The organism is Streptomyces sp. NPDC058326, from assembly GCF_042879855.1.
Lineage (GTDB): Bacteria > Actinomycetota > Actinomycetes > Streptomycetales > Streptomycetaceae > Streptomyces.
Genome location: NZ_JBHVZO010000010.1, coordinates 160,372 through 178,422, shown reverse-complemented (window position 1 = coordinate 178,422; position 18,051 = coordinate 160,372). Strand labels below are relative to the sequence as shown.

General features: G+C 74.3%; 13 protein-coding genes and 1 pseudogene. 5 read left to right on the top strand and 9 right to left on the bottom strand.

Annotated features, from left to right (window positions below):
- Positions 1–58 precede the first annotated feature (58 nt).
- Positions 59–1,279: a trans-sulfuration enzyme family protein gene (locus ACFVYX_RS20215; protein WP_389682757.1), complete on the top strand. Its 1,221-nt coding sequence runs from the start codon at positions 59–61 to the stop codon at positions 1,277–1,279.
- Here ACFVYX_RS20215 and ACFVYX_RS20210 read toward each other — a convergent pair.
- The 6 genes from ACFVYX_RS20210 to ACFVYX_RS20185 form a co-directional block, all read right to left on the bottom strand.
- Positions 1,212–2,639 carry a GNAT family N-acetyltransferase gene (locus ACFVYX_RS20210; RefSeq protein ID WP_389682756.1) on the bottom strand — a complete coding sequence of 476 codons (1,428 nt, stop codon included), beginning with the start codon at positions 2,637–2,639 and terminating at the stop codon, positions 1,212–1,214. The genes ACFVYX_RS20215 and ACFVYX_RS20210 overlap by 68 nt on opposite strands.
- Positions 2,640–2,727: 88 nt before the next feature.
- A complete protein-coding gene (locus tag ACFVYX_RS20205; RefSeq protein ID WP_389682755.1) occupies positions 2,728–5,580 on the bottom strand; it encodes a DUF6493 family protein in 2,853 nt (950 codons plus the stop codon).
- Positions 5,581–5,633: 53 nt separating this feature from the next.
- Positions 5,634–7,019, bottom strand: a complete 1,386-nt coding sequence (locus ACFVYX_RS20200; RefSeq protein WP_389682754.1) for an SWIM zinc finger family protein — start codon at positions 7,017–7,019, stop codon at positions 5,634–5,636.
- Positions 7,020–7,090: 71 nt separating this feature from the next.
- Entirely contained in the window at positions 7,091–8,674 is a 1,584-nt protein-coding gene (locus ACFVYX_RS20195) for an alkaline phosphatase D family protein (protein ID WP_389682753.1), read from the bottom strand.
- A 266-nt stretch (positions 8,675–8,940) separates the two neighbouring features.
- Positions 8,941–10,413 (bottom strand): PLP-dependent aminotransferase family protein, encoded by a 1,473-nt coding sequence (locus tag ACFVYX_RS20190; RefSeq protein WP_389682752.1) that lies wholly within the window; start codon positions 10,411–10,413, stop codon positions 8,941–8,943.
- Positions 10,414–10,631: 218 nt separating this feature from the next.
- The gene (locus ACFVYX_RS20185; RefSeq protein WP_389682751.1) at positions 10,632–11,522 is read right to left on the bottom strand and encodes an MBL fold metallo-hydrolase; all 891 of its coding nucleotides are present in this window, start codon (positions 11,520–11,522) and stop codon (positions 10,632–10,634) included.
- A 299-nt stretch (positions 11,523–11,821) separates the two neighbouring features.
- On the opposite strand from ACFVYX_RS20185, the pseudogene ACFVYX_RS20180 reads away from it, so the two are divergent.
- Positions 11,822–12,658: pseudogene (locus ACFVYX_RS20180) on the top strand (EamA family transporter); the annotation flags it as partial.
- A gap of 48 nt (positions 12,659–12,706) precedes the next feature.
- On the opposite strand, the gene ACFVYX_RS20175 reads toward ACFVYX_RS20180, so the two are convergent.
- Positions 12,707–13,537: an alpha/beta fold hydrolase gene (locus tag ACFVYX_RS20175; RefSeq protein ID WP_389682750.1), complete on the bottom strand. Its 831-nt coding sequence runs from the start codon at positions 13,535–13,537 to the stop codon at positions 12,707–12,709.
- A gap of 133 nt (positions 13,538–13,670) precedes the next feature.
- Here ACFVYX_RS20175 and ACFVYX_RS20170 point away from each other — a divergent pair, with 133 nt between their 5' ends.
- Together ACFVYX_RS20170 and ACFVYX_RS20165 are read left to right on the top strand one after the other, a co-directional pair.
- Positions 13,671–14,564, top strand: a complete 894-nt coding sequence (locus tag ACFVYX_RS20170) for an RNA polymerase sigma-70 factor (protein ID WP_389682860.1) — start codon at positions 13,671–13,673, stop codon at positions 14,562–14,564.
- 281 nt (positions 14,565–14,845) lie between these two features.
- The gene (locus ACFVYX_RS20165; protein WP_389682749.1) at positions 14,846–15,586 is read left to right on the top strand and encodes a GntR family transcriptional regulator; all 741 of its coding nucleotides are present in this window, start codon (positions 14,846–14,848) and stop codon (positions 15,584–15,586) included.
- 117 nt (positions 15,587–15,703) lie between these two features.
- Here the strand turns inward: ACFVYX_RS20165 and ACFVYX_RS20160 are convergent, their stop codons facing one another.
- Positions 15,704–16,861, bottom strand: coding sequence for an ROK family transcriptional regulator (locus ACFVYX_RS20160; RefSeq protein WP_389682748.1), 1,158 nt, complete (start codon positions 16,859–16,861; stop codon positions 15,704–15,706).
- Between the two features lie 152 nt (positions 16,862–17,013).
- Here ACFVYX_RS20160 and ACFVYX_RS20155 point away from each other — a divergent pair, with 152 nt between their 5' ends.
- Positions 17,014–17,487: a hypothetical protein gene (locus ACFVYX_RS20155; RefSeq protein WP_389682747.1), complete on the top strand. Its 474-nt coding sequence runs from the start codon at positions 17,014–17,016 to the stop codon at positions 17,485–17,487.
- A gap of 20 nt (positions 17,488–17,507) precedes the next feature.
- Here ACFVYX_RS20155 and mug read toward each other — a convergent pair whose 3' ends face one another.
- A complete protein-coding gene (gene mug, locus ACFVYX_RS20150) occupies positions 17,508–18,041 on the bottom strand; it encodes a G/U mismatch-specific DNA glycosylase (protein ID WP_389682746.1) in 534 nt (177 codons plus the stop codon).
- Positions 18,042–18,051: the final 10 nt, after the last annotated feature.

Genomic DNA, 18,051 nt, shown 5'->3' with positions numbered 1-18,051 from the left:
GGCCGAACGTAACACGGAGTCTCCCCCCTACTTCCCGGTATCCGTTCACAGTGCCGCCATGGACGCCATGGACTACGGCTCCTCGGTCACCCCGAGGGCCCTCGCCACCGAAGCCGTGCACGCCGGCCGCGAAGACCTCGCCTCGCTCGGTCTGCACGCCCCGCCGCTCGATCTGTCCACCACCTACCCCTCGTACGACGCACGGGCCGAGGCCGCGCGGATCGACGAGTTCGCCACCACCGGTGCCCGGCTCGACGGGCCGCCCGTCTACGCCCGGCTCGACAACCCCACCGTCGCCCGCTTCGAGGAGGCCCTCGCCCGCCTCGAGGGCGCCGAGGCGGCGGTCGCCTTCGCCAGCGGCATGGCGGCCCTCACCGCGGTCCTCCTCGCCCGGGCGGCCCAGGGCCTGCGCCACGTCGTCGCGGTCCGTCCGCTGTACGGCTGCAGCGACCACCTCCTGGACGCCGGCCTGCTCGGCACCGAGGTCACCTGGACCGACCCGGCGGGCGTCGCGGAGGCGATCCGGCCCGACACCGGCCTGGTCATGGTGGAGTCGCCCGCCAACCCGACCCTCGCCGAGGCGGACATCCGCGCCCTCGCCCACTCCTGCGGCTCCGTGCCGCTCCTGGTCGACAACACCTTCGCCACGCCCGTGCTGCAGCGGCCCGTCGAGCAGGGCGCCCGCATCGTGCTGCACAGCGCGACCAAGTACCTCGGCGGACACGGCGACGTCATGGGCGGCATCGTCGCCTGCGACGAGGAGTTCGCCCGTACCCTCCGCCAGGTCCGCTTCGCCACCGGAGGGGTGCTCCACCCCCTCGCCGGCTATCTGCTGCTGCGCGGTCTCTCCACCCTGCCGGTACGGGTGCGGGCGGCGTCCGCGACGGCGGCGGAGCTCGTACGACGGCTGGCCACCGACCCCCGGATCGCCCGGGTCCACTACCCGCGGATCGGCGGCGCGATGATCGCCTTCGAGGTGTACGGCGACCCGCACGACGTCATCGCCGGCGTCCGCCTCATCACCCCGGCCGTCAGTCTCGGCAGCGTCGACACCCTCATCCAGCACCCGGCTTCCATCAGCCACCGGATCGTCGCCGAGGGCGACCGGCGCTCGGCAGGCGTCAGCGACCGGCTCCTGAGGATGTCGGTGGGTCTGGAGGACGTCGAGGACCTGTGGCGGGATCTGACCCAGGCCCTCAGCGCTCCGCCCGTCACTGCCGCTGCTCCTGTTCCCGCTGCCGGCCGGCCGGCCGCGGTGCCGAGGCCAGCCGCGCGGTGATCACCAGGGTGCCCTCCTCGATCTGGTAGTCGAGGGGCAGGTTCAGCGCCCGCATCGCGGCCACCATGCCGGTGTTGGACGACTGGGTCACGGCGTACACGCTCGCGCAGCCGGCCTCCTCGGCCATCGCCACGAGGCGGCCGAGGAGTTCGGAGCCGATGCCGCGCCGCTGCCAGTCGTCCTCCACCATCAGCGCCACCTCCGTCTCGTCGCCGTCCCAGAGCAGATGCCCGAGGGCGACGAGACGGCCGGAGGCCGTCTGCACGGCGAGGGTGCGCCCGAAGCGGGGGCTGAGCAGATGGTCGAGGTAGCGGTCGGCGTCCCCGACGGGGCCGTGGTAGCGCAGGCCGAGCGTCCGGGCCGAGCAGCGGTCGTGCATGGCGCGCGCGGCCACCAGGTCCCGCTGGTCGGCCCGGCGGACGGTGATCTCGTTCCCCTCGGGCAGGGTCAGCACGTCCTGGCTGTGCGGGACGCGCGGACCGAGCCGCGCGTCGAGCTCCACGAGGGCGCGCGCCCGCGCGAACTCGGTCGGGGTGAAGGGGAGATAGGGCCGCTCCACGATGAGCGTGCCGCCGTTGGGGTCGCGCAGCCGCATCGCCGTCTCCTCCAGGACGCCTTCGACCGGGGCCTGTTCGCCGGTGGGACGGCCCGTGAGCGAGACGGCCGGCACCGAGTGGAGGGTGCAGCGGCCGAGCAGCTGGCGCAGCGCGAGCGGCAGTTCGGCCGCGTCGAGCGCGGTACGGGTGGCCAGGCCGAGGACCCGGGTGGGGGTGTCCACCAGGTCGTGGGCGTCGGCCCGCTCGGTCCAGGTGTCACGGCCGCCGGCCGCCGCCGTCTCGCGGGCGAGGGCCTGGGCGGAGAGGTCGGCGGGAGCGCGCAGCAGGAACTCGTCGACCGTTCCGTCGGCGAGCGGATGCGTCTGGAGGGTGAGGATGTCCACGCCCAGGCGGGCGAGGACCGTGCACAGGGCGGCGAGGCTGCCCGGGGTGTCCGCGACGGTGGTCCGCATCCGCCACAGCGTGGTCTCGACGGGCACTCCGGACTCCTCCCGCTCCTCCGGGCTTCCCGCCGTGGTGGCCTCGGCCGGGCGGGTCGCGAGGGGGTGCCCGCCGGGGTGACCGGCGGGCGGGGCATGGCTCGCATGACTGTGCCTCCGTGCCCACCAGGTGTGGAAGGCGGCGGTGGCGACCAGCGCGATCGCCGAGAAGACCAGCAGGTAGTGGCCGTCGGGCCCCTTGGCGATGGTCTTGGCGATCGTGTCGGCCACCACCACGGCGGTGAACAGTGCGGCGAGCTCGATCAGGTCGTGCCGCCAGTGGTGGGGACGGCGGGCGCTCTTCGAAGACGTCACATCGGTCATGACCTCACTGTGACCCAGTGGTGTTGCGTGATCACGAACGCTTTGTGACTGACGGGTTAAGCGCCCATCTGGCGGCTTAAATAAGGATTCAGACCGTTTCTGTCAGACTCCGATCGATCCCCTGGCGGAGTGCGCTCAGCAGGCGCTTCGCCTGTGTGGCGAGCTGTGTGGAACCGCCCCGCGCCACCAGCTCGTCGAGCCCCGGCGGCACGCCGCGGGCCCCGCACCGCTCCACGCAGTCGGCCGCCACCGCGAGCAGTTCGCCCAGCCCCCGGACCGGCTTCGCCACGGCCAGCGGCTCCGGCAGCGCCGCCGCCAGGACCGCCCAGACCGTGCCGTACGCCCCGGTGACCGCCGCCGTCCGAGCCGCGTCCGCCAGCCGGTTCGGCTTGACCGAGCCCTCGGCCACCAGCCACCCGAGCTCCTCGCCCACCCGGCGCGCGTCCAGATCGCCCCGGGCCGCGAGCACCAGCAGCGCGTCCACCGCCCGCAGCCGGTCGTCCGCGTCCCCGCCGCCCAGACCGAGCGCCACGGCGAGGGCGACGGCCCGGCCGACCCGGCCCTCGGCCTCCGCCATCCCGGTCAGCGGCTCGGCCGGCTCCCGTGCGCCGTCGACGGCCCGCGCGAGCGAAGGCAGCACGCAGGCCGCGAGCACCTCGCGGTCGGCCGGCAGGACCGAGGCCCAGTGCTCCGCGCCCTCGATCCAGTGGTAGCAGCGGCGGGGCGCCGCCTCCAGCGTGCCGCCCAGCCACCGGAAGGCGGGCGGGAACTCCTCGCGCGGCACGGCACGGTCCGCGATGTCGACCACCAGACGGTCCGACACCGACCGGCGCAGCAGCGTCCGGTCCTCCTCCCGCCGCAGGAACCGCACCGTCACCGCCGTCGGCTCGTCCGCCCGCAGCCACGCGGCGAGCCGCCGCCCGGCCGGAGACCCCAGCGCCGCCGCCTCCCCGGCCGCCCGCCCGGCCGGGGCACCGCTCCGCAGGACCCGCAGCAGGGCCTGCGCCAGATCCGCGGGAGCGGGCTCGACGCCCGCGTCCCGGCAGACGCGCAGCCGCTCCACGAGCACCGACGGGTCGATGCCGCCGGTCTCCACGGTCGGCGCGGCGAGGAGGAAGGGCAGAGCGTCCGTGCCGATCAGCGCGGCGGCCTCCCACAGCCGGGTGTCCCTGATCTCCGTGAGCGCCTGGTGGAGGCAGTCCGGCGTCTCCTGCCCCCGCGTCAGGCGGGCGTCGATCCACGAGCGGTCCACCACTCCGAGCAGCCCCGCGAGCACCGCGTGCAGTCCGTGGGAGTGGTGCGTGAAGTGGTGGGGCCGCTCCCAGTCCGCGACGGTGAACGCCTCCCGTACCGCTCGCGTCAGCCCGTCCCGGTCCCGGTGCGCGTGCCGCACCAGGCCGTCGAAGGCCCGCTCGAACCGCACCGGATCGTCGGAGACCCCCTTCGAGAGGAGTTCCTCCACCAGCGCCTCGACCGTCGACGCCGGAGGCTCCACGGACCGGGGGGCCGGCACCGGCGGCAGGATCTCCTCGTACGGCAGCCGGCTCTCGTCCGCCAGGACCTCCCCGAACAGCGCCGCGGCACCCGGCCGGAGGGAAGGGCTCAGCAGACCGGCCCCATCGGCCAGTTCCGCCCGCACGGACGCGTCCACGGCGGACAGATGCCGGCCCACCAGCTTCAGCGCCCGCTCCTGGAGGCCGGTGTCCTCGTGCCCGAAGAGCTCCGCCACCGCGGGCAGCAGCGCGCCCGCCGCGCCCGGCTCCCGCGCCAGCACCCCGCCGACCAGGACCAGTTGTGCCTGCACCAGCTTCTTCTCGGTCCTGAACAGCGCCGCGCCCGTCATCTCGGCCAGCGCGTCCGTGGACAGCGCCCCGTCGGCCGCCTGCCCGGCCAGAACCTCCTGCGCGTACCCCGCGACCGGCGACGGAGCGTCCGCCACGATCCCTATCAGGTCCGGCACCCGCTCCCGGAACTCGGCCGCGGTCGGCTCGACCAGCCGCAGCACGTCCAGCGGGAACCGCAGAACATGGAGGCGACCGCCCCGCAGCAGCCGGGAGACGGCGGCGTCCACGACCTGGGCCCGGTCGAGCAGGCCCTCCGCGACGAGCGCCGCGACCGCCGTGGGCCAGTGCCTCCGCGCGTCGTCACCGCCTGCCCAGGTCATCTGCTGCGGGGCCTCCGCCATCGTCAGGGCGTGGACCGCCAGGACCGGCGTCTGCGGATCCTCCCGCAGCCGGTCGAGGAGCAGGGGAGCGTCGGCCCTCCGCAACCAGCGGCTGCCGGGGGTGATCTCACGTGCCCAGGCGCGGACGTAGCCGTCGGACGCCGGCACCGGGCAGCCGGACCGCTCCACCAGACCGCGGATCAGCCCGTAGCCGGCCTCCGCCACGGCCGGCCGCGCGGCGAGCCGGTCCGCGAGATCGGCCAGCCACTCCGGACCGCGGTCGGCGGTCACCCGCAGCACCAGGTCGCTGTCCGCGGCGGACCGGACGAGCAGGTCACGGCCGCCGAGCCAGGTCGCCGCCGCCGACGCCCCCGGGTGACAGCCGGCCCCCGCGACGTACAGCGCGCGCCGGACATCGGCCGCCTCTCGCGGGCGCTCGGCCTCCCAGCTCCGCACCTCGGTGCGCAGCGCCTTCAGCCGGGGCAGGGCGGCCTTCCGCTCCGCGGCGCCCATCGGTTCGAGCAGCGCGGGCACCCCCTCGGCGCGCCCCGCGCGCACGGCCTCCATCAGCTTCTCGATGCCCTCGGCCTTCCCGGTCTCCTCGGCCTTGCCCGTCTCCCCGGCCTTCGCGGTCTCCTCGGCCTTTCCGGTCTCCTCGGCCTTCCCGGTCTCCACGGCTTTCCCGGTCCCCATGGCCTTCCTGGTTCCCACGGCCTTCTCGATGCCCACGGCCTTCGCGCTCCCCTCGGTTCTGTTCGTACCCGCTGCGTGATCCATGCCGCGCGCCCCTGCCCCGTTCCCCGTCTTCCGTGACTCCGCCTCGGGCCCCCTCAACGGACCGCTCCCGCCGCCGGACCGGCGAGTCCCGCGCCCCGCCGGGCCATCCGTACCGCGAGCGCGTGCTTGCACGGGCCCCGACGGCCCCGGTGGTCCGCCCACCACGGGCAGGTGCAACTGAGCACCCCGTCCGACTCCCGCACCCGGTAACGCCGTTCCTCCGAGGCGACCGTCGCCAGGTCCCCGTCGAGTTCCACCGCTCCGTCCGCGAGCAGCCGGCGCGCGTTCACCAGGCGCGGGTTGTGCCGCTCGGCCCGGTCGGTGTCGTACGGCAGCTCCCGGTGGAAGTAGGCCGCGTCCGCCACGTCGTACCCCACCCGGCCCGCCGTGCCGAGCCGGGTCAGCGCCGCGCGCACCCGGTCGACCGTGATCCCGGCCTGCGCCGCGAGATCCGCCAGGTCGATCCTGGGCTCCCAGGCCAGAAGCACCGCGACCAGCTCGGCGTCCTGCGCGGCCTCCTCCGTCGCGAGGGCCTCCAGGACCCCGCCTTCGCCGGAGAAGCCCCGCGCCGGGTCAGGCGACAGCGTCAGCGTGAGCCGCATGCCCGGCAGGGTCACCTCCCAGGCGCTCGCCGTGGCCAGAGCGCCGTCCGGCACCGGCCCGTACACCCGCAGGCCCGTCGCGTGCCGCAACACCCGCTCCAGGGCGGTCAGCCGGTCAGGTCCCGGCAGACACACCGCGCCGGCGCCGGGCCGGGTCGTCGGACGCAGGGTCCGGCCGGACTGCGCGATCCACAGCGAGCCGCGTCCCCGGGCCTGGCCGCGGGGCAGGGACCGGAGGAAGCGGACGGCCTCCGCCCCGCTCAGTCCGGCCCGCTGATCGAACCGGGCAGAGGCGACCTGAGCCTCGGCGAAGCCCCGCAGCCAGCGGTCCGGCAGCGGGACCTTCTTCTCCACGACCGCCCCGGCGAGCGTGGTCACCGCCATCTCCTCCGGGCCCACCCGCAGATGCAGAGGATCGTCCCCCGTCATCCGCGACAGCGCCTGCCGCAGCGGATCGTTGACGTCGACATGGGTGGTGCCGTGCCCCGTCTCCGCACCGCCCAGGCATTCGTCGAGCACGTCCAGGCGCGCGTACACCCCGCCGCAGCCGGAGAAGGACTCGAACCGCAGCCGGTCCCCGTTCCCCGTCACCACCGGATCCAGCGACCCGGTCCGTATCCGCTGGTGGTACCGGGCGGCGGCCACGTCGGCGACCGCGAGCAGCCCACGGGCGGCGGCCTGCGAAGCAGCCAGGAAGCCGGAGAAGAAGCGGGGATGGGCCTCGGCCCCCCGGGGAGTGAGACCCCCCGCCGTCTCCAGCCCGAGCAGCCGGCCGGAGCCCGTGGACTCCAGCGCGGACGGGCGGGCGTAGGCGAGCGCCTGTACGGATCGCGTCATGGATACGACGGTAGGTCCCGGCACTGACAGTCACCGGGACAGGGCCTCCGCGCCCCGCGCCCGACCCGGTCCTACTGCCCGACCCGGCCCGGCCGCAGCACCTTGCTGAACAGCACCGTCCCGCCCTCGGCGCGGAGCCGCACCGTCAGTTCCCCGCTGTCGCCGTCGATGTCGACCTCTCCGAAGTACTGCGGGCTCTCCATCGGCGACAGGTTGGCCCGCTCCGGCGCCCGGACGAACACCCGCTCGGGACCGAAGGTCGCGTCGAGGGCGTTCGCCGGGAACCCGCCCGCCGCCAGCGGCCCGGACACGAACTCCCAGAACGGCGCGAAGTCCTTGAACGCCGCCCGTTCCGGCGCGTAGTGCTGCGCCGAGGTGTAGTGCACGTCCGCCGTCAGCCACACCGTGCCCGTGATCCGGCGGTGCTTGACGAAGCGCAGCAGCTCCGCGATCTGGAGCTCACGGCCCAGCGGCGCGCCCGGGTCGCCCTGCGCGATCGCCTCGAAGTTCGTCGCGCCGTCCGGTACGACAAGGCCGAGCGGCATGTCCGCCGCGAGCACCTTCCACACGGCGGTGGAGGCGGTGAGCTCCCGCTTGAGCCAGGCCAGTTGCGCGGCGCCGAGGATGCCGGTGGTGTCGTCGGCCTGGCGGCCGGGGGAGTTGGCGTTCCGGTACGAGCGCATGTCGAGCACGAACACGTCGAGCAGCGGCCCGTACCGCACCACCCGGTGCATCCGGTGCTCCCGCCCCGCGCGCGCGTGGAGCGTGGAGACCGGCGTGTACTCGCCGAAGGCGCGCAGGGCACGCGCGGCCAGGACGTCCACGTCCTTCTCCGTGTAGCGCGCGTCGTCCAGGATCTGGCCCGGGTACCAGTTGTTGCGCACCTCGTGGTCGTCCCACTGCACCACCGACGGCACCTGCGCGTTGAACGCGCGGACGTTGTGGTCCAGCAGGTTGTAGCGGAAGTTGCCCCGGTACTCGTCGAGCGTCTCCGCGACCTTCGACTTCTCCGGCGTCGTGACGTTCCGCCAGATCCGTCCGTCCGGCAGCGTCACGCTCGGCTGGATCACCCCGTCCGCGTAGACCGAGTCGCCGCTGCACAGGAAGAAGTCCGGGTCGAGGCGGCGCATCTCCTCGTACGCCCGGAAGCCGCCGATGTCCGGGTTGATGCCCCAGCCCTGCCCCGCGACGTCCCCCGACCACAGGAAACGGACCCCGTCGCGGCGCCGGTCCGGGGCCGTACGGAAGGTGCCGACGACCGGCTCGCCCGTGCGGCGCGGATCGTCCGGGTCGGCGAGGGTGACCCGGTAGTGGATCTGCTCGCCCGCCGGCAGGCCGCGCAGGGCGGTGGTGCCGGTGAAGTCCGAGCCCGAGCCGATCAGCGGCCCGTGGTGGCGGCGCACCCGCCGGAACGACTCGCTCGCCGAGGTCTCGACGAGCATCCGTGCCGGACGGTCCGACCGGACCCACACGAGCCCGGAGGAGCTCGTCACGTCGCCCGTCTGGACACCCCACGCGGCGCGGGGCCGGCCGGACAGCGCGAACGCGGGCGCGGCGAGACCGGCGCCGCCGACGGCGAGCGCCGCCGATGCGGCCAGCGAACCGCGCAGCACGCTGCGGCGGGCGGGGGAGGGGCCGGGTACGGGCTGGGACATGGAAGGGCCTCCGAGGTGGTGTCCAGGCGGCGGGGGGCGTCACCCCATGCCTAACGGCCGGGGACGGCGCCCATACGAACCCCGCGTGAACAGATCATCGGGCCCGGCGAGCGTCCTGCCGACAGGACGCCCCCGCCGGTCACAGGGACGGCCGACCCCGCGCGCGTGTCCCCGCCGGCCGCATGTCCCCAGGAACCCCCGGCCTGATCCCGGAACACCGCAGCTTGACCCCGAAGGAACACCCCGGCCTGATCCCGCAGGAACCCTCACCCCCGGCCGACGGCCTCCGCCACCAGCCGTATCCCCGCCGTCACGGCCGACGGCGCCAGGTGCGCGTACCCGATGACGAGCCGTACGTCCCCGTCGGCGGGCCGCGCGGTGCCGTACTCCTCCAGGCGCCGCAGCGCCACACCCGCCTCCGCCGCCCGCGCCAGGAACCGTTCCGGCGGGCCGTAATCCCCCGGTACGCGCGCGATGACGTGCAGTCCGGCCGCGATGCCGCTCACCCGGGTGCCGGGCAGGTGCTCCGCGAGGGCGGCGAGCAGGGCGTCCCGGCGCTCCCGGTAGGCCCGCTGACAGCGGCGCAGCTGCCGGTCGTAACCGCCCCGCGTCACGAACTCCGCGAGCACCGCCTGGTCGAGTACGGGGTTGCCGAGGTCCATCGTCCGCTTGCGCTCGACGACCTCGCCGAGCAGCGCCTCGGGAACGAGCATCCAGCCGAGCCGCAGGCCGGGCGCCAATGACTTGCTGACCGAGCCCGCGTAGACGACCCGCTCCGGATCGAGTCCCTGAAGTGCGCCGACGGGCGCCCTGTCGTACCGGAAATCACCGTCGTAGTCGTCCTCCAGGACGTAGCCGTCCACCGTCCGCGCCCAGTCGAGGAGGTCGGCCCGGCGCTCGGCCGACCAGCTGATCCCGGACGGGAACTGGTGCGAGGGCGTCACGACCACGGCCCGCACGTCCGAGGCGGCGAGCGGCCCTGTCCGCAGCCCTTCCTCGTCCAGGGGCAGCCACACCGTGTCCAGACCGGTCGAGGCGAACAGCCTCCCGTGCTCAGGACTGCCGGGATCCTCGATGCCGACCGCGTCGAGCCCCCGTGCCCGCAGGACGAAGCCGAGCAGCGTCGACGCCTGTGCCACGCCCGAGCAGACCACGAGCCGCTCCTCATCGGCCACCACGCCCCGGCGCCTCGTCAGCATCCCCGCCAGCGCCTCCCGCAGTTCGGGCACCCCGCGCGGGTCCGGGTACCCGAGCGCCGGATGGGGCAGCCGCGTGAGCACGGCACGCTGGGCCGCCGCCCACGCGGCCCTCGGGAAGAGCGACAGATCAGGGGTGCCGGGGCGGAAGTCCACCCGGACGCGGGAGGTCTCGGGACCCGGGCCGTGGGCGCCGCGCACCGGCGTGCCGCAGTCGGGCCCGGGGCCGTGACGAGCGTCCGCCGTCCGGGAGCGGTCCGCCCGCCGGGCCCTGGCCGCCTCACCCACCCAGGTGCCCGCCCCCCGGTCGCTGCGCAGATACCCCTCGGCGGTGAGCTGTTCGTACGCCTCGGTGACCAGGCCCCGGGAGACGCCCAGGTCGGCCGCGAGTTCACGCGTCGACGGCAGCCGGGTCCCCGCAATGAGCCGCCCCGAGCGCACGGCCTCGCGCAGCGCCTCCTGAAGGGCCCGCCCCCGCCGCCGCGCCGGGGCGCCGACGGCCGGCAGGAGCAGCTCCCATGCCGCCTGTCCATGGCTGCTCATGCCGTGTGACCCTCCCCGCCGCCGTCGCACGCCCTCATACCGACCGTCCCCCTCCGCCGCGCCGGCCGCGGCAGTCCCGTCGATCATCCCTCTCGGCATCCCGTACTCGTCCGCGGCCGGGGCCGGATGGTCACTCTCCCAGCAACAGCAGCAGCAGACCGACGGCCGGCCATCGGCCGACGTCCTGAACCGGCCGGTGGCGCCGCGACAACTGGGTGCTACGTGGCGCGGAACCGTCCTCCCCCGACCTCCGCGACCAGCCCCGCGCCGGTCAGCCGGTCCAGGTGCCGCACCGCGGTCCGTCGCTCGACCGGCTTCACATGGGCGCCATCGACGTGCGGCCGGTAGACCAGCCGGCGCTCGGCGATCTCCTCGACCGTCCGCGGCTCGTCGAGGTACGCCAGGAGGGCCGCGTCCCGCCGCTCCACCACCCCTGCGAAGTCGTCGAGCCGTCCGGCGAACTCCGCGGCGCCCTCGATCACGCCCTTCTGATGGGCCGTCCCGTACCAGCGGGCACCGATCTCCCGGCAACGCCGCATCGACGCCTCGAATTCCAGCAGGCTGCTGCCGACGTCTCCGTAGAACGGCCCGAACGACGTCAGGTCGATGTCCGCCACGTACAGGAAGCCGTCCGGTTCGATCAGGAAGCCGCTGTGGCCGGCGGTGTGGCCGGGGAGGTGGACGACGGTCACGGTCCGGCCGCCCAGGTCGAACACCGTGCCGTCGGTGAACGCCGTCGCGTCGGGGCGGTCCTGTATGTGGAACCGGTCGCGCAGCATCGCCTCCGTCTGCGCGGTCGCGTCCGGCGGGAGGCCGTAGCCGGCGGCCATGACCGCGCGGGAGCGCAGCGCGGCGAGATCCCTCTCGTGGATGTGGACGGGTACCTCGTAGCACCCGAGCCCCGCGATGTGATCCTCGTGCGCGTGGCTCACCAGAGCGATGTCCGCGGGCGGGGCCGAACCGACGAGCGACAGCGACGGGTCGATGACCAGCGTCTCGGCGGTGCCTCGTACGAGCACCGAGTTGGCATACGGGTAGGCGCCCCGCTCGGCGCCGACGAGCACGGTGACCGCGCCGTACTGCACTTCTGTGTATCCCGGGGTGATCATGGACGGACTCCTTCGTCCGCGAGAGTCGCGGTGACGGAACTGATCGCATCGGCCGGCGGTGATCGTTCGGCCCTCTCGTCCGACCTGGATGCGCACACCTTCGAGAGGATCGTCGAACGCGTCTCGGCTGTCACGGAGTTCACGGAAGCCCCGAGGCCGGAGGACACGAGCGGCCGGGGACCTCGGTGGGGGAGCGAGGTCTGCCGGCCCTGGCCCTGCCGCGCAGCCCGAAGTGGTCCCCGATGGCGTGACAGAAGTGGACCTCAACCGGGGCCGCGCGGCTTCCTACTGTCGGAGCCATGAACGCGAACGCCCTGCGCGGGGTCCTCCTGGTGACCCTCGCCTACGCCCTCGTCGGCGCCTCCTTCACCGCGAACAGCCTGCTCGGCGCGTATCCCTACGCGGGCGGTCAGGCGCTGCGGTACGGGGCCGCCTGTCTGCTGCTGCTCCCGCTCCTCGGCCGCGGCGGGCTCGCCCCGCTGCGGGCCCTGACCCCCCGTCACTGGCTGCGGCTCGCCGCCCTCGCGGGGGTCGGCATGGTCGGATTCAACATGGCGGTACTGGCCGCCGAGCGGTCGGCCGAGCCGGCCGTGCCCGGCGTCCTGGTCGGCTGCGCCCCCGTCGTCGTCGCCGTCCTCGTCCCGCTGATCGAGGGCCGCAGGCCCGCCCCCGCCGTGCTGTACGGGGCGCTGCTCGTCGCCGCCGGGGCCTTCACCGTGCAGGGCTGGGGGAGGACGGACCTGGCCGGGATCGGCTGGTCCGTGGCCGCGCTCGCGGGCGAGGTGGGGTTCACGGTGCTCGCCGTGCCGGTGCTCCGGCTGCTCGGGCCGAAGCTGCTCACGGCCGCCGTCTGCGGGGTCGGCGCGGCGGAGGCGGCGCTCGTGGGTCTCGTGGTGGACGGGGCCGCGTTCGTACGCATGCCGACGGCGGTGGAGGCGGGCGCCCTCGTCTGGCAGGCGGTCCTCGCCACGGTGGTCGGCTTCGTCCTCTTCTACATGGGCGTCCAGCGGGTCGGCATGGAGCGGGCCACCCTCTTCACCGGCGCGATCCCCGTCGCCGCCGCGTTGAGCGCCGCGCTGGTCGCCGGCGCCGCCTTCGGCCTTCCGCAGGCGGCCGGCGGTCTGCTCGTGGGGGCCGGCGCCGCCGTGGGCACCGGCCTGTTCACCCGGAGGACCCGGGGGGCCTCAGCGGCTGCCGTCCAGGATGACGCGCGCGACGAGAGCCGGGTCGTCGCTCATGGGCACATGACCGCAGCCCGGCAGCCGGACGAGCCGCGCGCCGGGCAGGGTCTGCTTGGCGCGGACGCCCTGGCGGGGAAGGAGCAGCCGGTCACGGCTGCCCCAGGCGACGGTGACGGGCACTCCGGGGACGTCGTCGCGGAAGCGTACGGACCCGCCGGCCTCCAGAGTCTGCCGGAAGCCGGCGGCCCCGCGCAGCGCGAGCGTCTCCGCGTAGACCGCCTCGGGTGAACGGCGCCCGGGGCGCGCGTAGATGCTGCTGGCGAGCGCGGTGCGTCCGGCGGCGGTACGGGAGAGGCGTTCGATCAGCGGGACGGGCATAGAACGGGCCGCGCCGCGCATCGCCCGGAGCGTCACGAAGGCGTACCGCCGCTCGCCCTCCGACCAGAACCCGGCGGGGGAGAGCGCGGTGACCGAGCGCACCCGCTCCGCCCGGCCCAGCTCCAGGGCGAGCAGCCCGCCGAGCGAGTTCCCCGCCACGTGCGGCTGTTCGGCACCGAGGGCCGCGCAGAAGGCGTCGAGCACGCGGACGACGCCGGGCAGGTCGTAGGGGCAGCCGTCGGGCAGCGCGTCGGAGGAGCCGAAACCGGGCAGGTCGACGGCGATCACGTCCCGTTCGGCCGCCAGGATGTCCAGGACGGGCTCCCAGGCCTGCCAGTGGTGTCCGATGCCGTGGAGGAGCAGCAGCGGTTCGCCCGCGCCCCGGCGCTCGTAGGTGAGGGACGCCGTGCGCGGTCCTGCCGGGGTCTCGATCGTGAGCATGAGCCGTGCGGGCATGCGGACTCCCGTCCTGAAGCTTGTCAGACGTCCCGTCAGCGAGAATTACCCATGAGTAGCCCGGAGTTCAAGACCCCGTCCGAAACTGGACAGGGTGACCGCGGTGGGCTGGGATGGACGGGTGCCCACCGACATTCCGACCGACACCCTGACCGAACTCTTCGAGGAGCACCGTCCGATGCTCCTCGGCGTCGCGTACCGGATGCTCGGCCGCGCCGCCGATGCCGAGGACGTCGTCCAGGAGGCCTGGCTGCGCTGGACCGCCGAGGACCGGGCCGCCGTCCGTGAACCCCGCGCCTTCCTGGTACGGATCACCACACGCCTCGCCATCGACCGGCTCCGCCAGGCCCAGGCTCGCCGCGAGGCCTACGTCGGCCCCTGGCTGCCCGAGCCCGTCGTCACCGACTTCGGCCCGTCCGCCCCCGACACCGCCGAGCGCGCCCTGCTCGCCGACTCCGTGTCCCTCGCCGTGCTCGTCGTCCTCGAATCCCTCTCCCCGCTGGAGCGGGCCGTCTTCGTGCTGCGCGAGGCCTTCGGCTTCCCGTACGGGGACATCGCCACCGCCCTCGACCGCTCCGAGGCGGCCGTGCGCCAGCTCGCCGGGCGCGCCAGGCGCCACGTCGACGAGGGCAAGCCGCGCTACGACGTCGACCCGGCCGAGCGCCGTGACCTCACCGAACGCTTCCTCTCCGCCGCGTCGGGCGGCGACCTCGGTGGGCTCCTCGCCCTGCTCGCCCCCGACGTGCGCCTCGTCGGCGACAGCGGAGGCAAGTCCAAGGCTCCGCTGCGGATCATCGAGAGCGCCGACAAGGTCGGACGCTTCCTCGCCGCCACATCCCGGGGAGCCGACGCCCTGTACGAGACGCGGGTCATCGAGGTCAACGGCGCTCCTGCCCTCCTCGTCCTCGCCGAGGGGCGGCCCGACACCCTGCTCCAGATCGAGGTGCGCGACGGGCGCATCCAGTGCGTCTACATCATCCGCAACCCCGACAAGCTCCGGGGCTTCGCCGTCTCCGACGCGGTCTGACCCCCGGCACGGCCCCGGAAGCCTCCGGATCAACGCCGAGCGACCGGAACCGACCCCGCCTCCCACCCCGGAGGCGGGGTCTTCGCTGCGCGGGGCGCACGCGGGCGCGAACGTCCTGTGAACGATCCAGGCCAGAGGGTCACATTCGGGGGCGTTCGGCAGAGGATTGGTCTTGACCAAGGGGGTGGCTCGCCTTATGGTCGCAGAGTTAGTGCAGGAACCTTTAATAAACAAGGGCGCGGAAAAACGCCGCGGGACACGGCGAATTGCGGAGGATCAGGGTGGGGACCACGCAGCTGGCATCGGTGCCGGAACCGAAGTACCAGCACCTCAAGACAGTGATCGGCGAAGCGCTCGACTCGGACTTCGCGGTCGGGGAGATCCTCCCCAACGAGCGGGAGCTCGCGGCACGCTTCGGCGTCGCCCGTGCCACGCTCCGTCAGGCCCTGGAGCAGCTGGAGCTGGAAGGCCGGCTCCAGCGCCGCCGTGGCGTCGGCACCACCGTCGCACCGCCCCGCGTCGGCGTCGACGTCTCCACCACCCAGCACACCTGGCCGGGAGTCGGCGACGACGCCTGGCAGTCCCTGGACTCCGCCTCCGGCGTGGCCCCCGCCGCCGTCGCGCGCGTCCTGGAGACCGGCGCCGACGAGCGGGTGCACATCGTCCGCCGGATCCGCGTCAGCCAGGACCAGCCGGTCGCCGCCGAGCTGCTGTACGTGGCCGCCGGCTCCGTCCCGGGCCTCGGCGGCGTCGACGCGTCCGCAGGCCCGGCCCGCGCCCGCGCTGTGCTCCGGGCGCTCCAGGACCTCGCGCTCGACGGTCAGGACCGCTCCGTGGAGCTGGGTTCCGCCCGCGCCGACGACGCCAAGGAGCTCGACCGGCTGCCGGGCGCGCCCGTCCTCGTGGTGACGACCCGCTACCTCTCCGGAGGGCGTACCGCCGCCGTCTCCGTAGCCACCTACCGGGCCGACACCTGCCGCCTGACCTTCGGCGACTCCGTCGACCTGGTCATGGCCTCGTAACACCACACGCCCTGTCGTCACCCTCCCGCCTGCCCCGCGCCGCCACGCACGCGTCCGACGACAGGGCCTGGGTGTGTTGATCACGAGCGTTGTCGACACTCGTGATCAACACACCCCCTAGCGGCGGGCCGTCACCGTTCCCTCGACCGCGAACAGCTGCTCCTCCACGTGGTCGAGGGCGAGCCGCAGCGCACCCGTGCCCACCGCCGCCTCGCCGAGCAGGGACAGCACCACCCGCGGCGGCCGCAGACAGAACCGGGCCAGCTCGTCCCGGAGCGGCTGCAGTACGCCGTCCAGGCCGGCCGCCCAGCCGCCGACGACCACCACCTCGGGGTCGATCGCGAGGACAAGGGCCGCCACGTCGTGCACAAGCCGCTGGATGAACCGCTCGACCGCCGCCTCCGCGCGCGCGTCGCCCTTGCGGGCCAGTGCGAAGACCTCGGCGACCGCCTGTTCGTCCAGCGGGTGCAGCGGCTCGTCCGTGGTCGAGAGGAGATGCTCGGGGGTGACGCCCCGGCCGAGCAGGTGCAGCGCGCCGATCTCCCCGGCCGCGCCGCCGAAGCCACGGTGCAGCCGGCCGCCGATCAGCGAACCGGCACCCGGGCTCAGCCCCGCCAGGACGAAGACGATGTCGTCGGAGTCGGTCGCCGCCCCCTTCCAGTGCTCGGCGACGGCCGCCGCGTTCGCGTCGTTCTCCACGATCACCGGGCACCGGAAGGAACGCCGCAGCCGCTCGCCGAGCGCGAGGCCCGTCCAGCCGGGCAGGGCCGTACCGAGGCGGACGGTCCCGTCGGCCTCCACGATGCCGGGGGTGCCGACGCCGACCGCCCGCAGATTGGACCGGGCGACCCCGGCCCTGCGCAGCACGTCGGCCACGACCGTGCGCACGCGGTCGAGACGCTCGTCCTCGGGCGCGGTCTCCGACACCTCGCGCGCTCCCGCGCCGATGATCCGCCCGTCCAGTCCGGAGAGCAGGGCGGCCACGCGGTGCGGGCCGATCTCGATGCCGAGCAGATGACCGGCCTCCGCGCGGAAGCGGAACCTCCGCGCCGGACGTCCCTGCCGCCGGGCCTCGCCCTCCTCGGGCGCCGCCTCGACGACGAGACCGCCCTCCATCAGCCCCTCGACGACCCCTTCGACCGTGGGCCGTGAGAGGCCCGTGATCCGGGTGAGATCCGTGAGCGTGGGCGCTTCGGCGCCCCGCAGCGCATGGAGTACCACCGCGGAGTTGATCCGCCGCAGCAGAGACGGATCCCCGCCGGTCAGCCGCCCCACAGTGTGTCCTCCCAGCTCGTGCACCTCTTCGGCGGATGGTACTCAATGGGTCCGGTCGCGGCGAGTGCCGCCCCCGCGGTGCCCCCTCCGCCGCCCGCACCCCGTCTCCTGACGGAACGCCAACTGTCAGTGGGGGCCGCTTTACTGGATCCATGACCACGGCACGGCACCTGGCGACGATCGACTTACTCCGCTCCCGCGCCTTCCCCGGGAGACCGGAGCGGTCCGGACCCGTCGACAGCGGTCCGGGCTTCCACATCGGGGAGCTCGCGACGAGCGAGGAGTTCTGGGAGGACGACGGCACGCGCCGCGTGCTGGTCGAGGAGCAGTACGAGGCGGAGCGGGACGGCCTCGCCGTCCTGCTCACCGCCCGCTGGGGCCTGCCGGAGGAGCTGAGCCTGTGGCCGGTCCTTGAGCGGAGCATGGAGGGCGAGGCGATACCGGAGCCGTGGTCCACGCTCAGCTGCCACACTCCGGAGCTGAGGCTGTGGCGGGCCGACGGGCGGTGGATAGGCCTCGGCGTCTCCCAGTGGGACAAGGAGCTGCCCTTCCAGCTCCTCGTCGTGATCACCGACGCCGACCTCCCCGAAGAGCTCCCCGGAAGGCGCCCGTCCGAAGGTCCCTGAAGGGTTTCCGGATGTGTCCGCTACGGAGTCCCGGCCGCCTCGCGGAGACGGGCGTACTCCTCGGCCATCGTCGCCGCCGTCCAGTGCGCGTTCAGACCGCTCGGGTTGGGCAGCGCCCAGACCCGGGTGGATCCGATCAGGCGTTCCTGAGGCCCGATCGCGGCCTTCGGCTCGGCGAAGGCCGTGCGGTACGCGGTGACGCCGACGACCGCGAGCCAGCGCGGCGCGAGCCGCTCGACCTTCTCGGCGAGGAGCCGCCCGCCCTCGCGGTACTCCTCGCGGCTCAGTTCGTCGGCCCGGGCGGTCGCCCGCGCCACCACGTTCGTGATGCCGAGACCGTACGAGAGGAGCTCCTCCTGCTCGTCGGGCCGCAACTGCCTCGGCGTGAAGCCGGACAGGTGGAGCACCGGCCAGAACCGGTTGCCGGGCCGGGCGAAGTGGTGGCCCGTCGCCGCCGACATGAGGCCCGGGTTGATCCCGCAGAAGAGCACGGAAAGGCCGCCCGCGACCACGTCGGGAACGACGCGGTCGCGGGCGGCCTCAAGCTCCCGCACGGAGAACCGG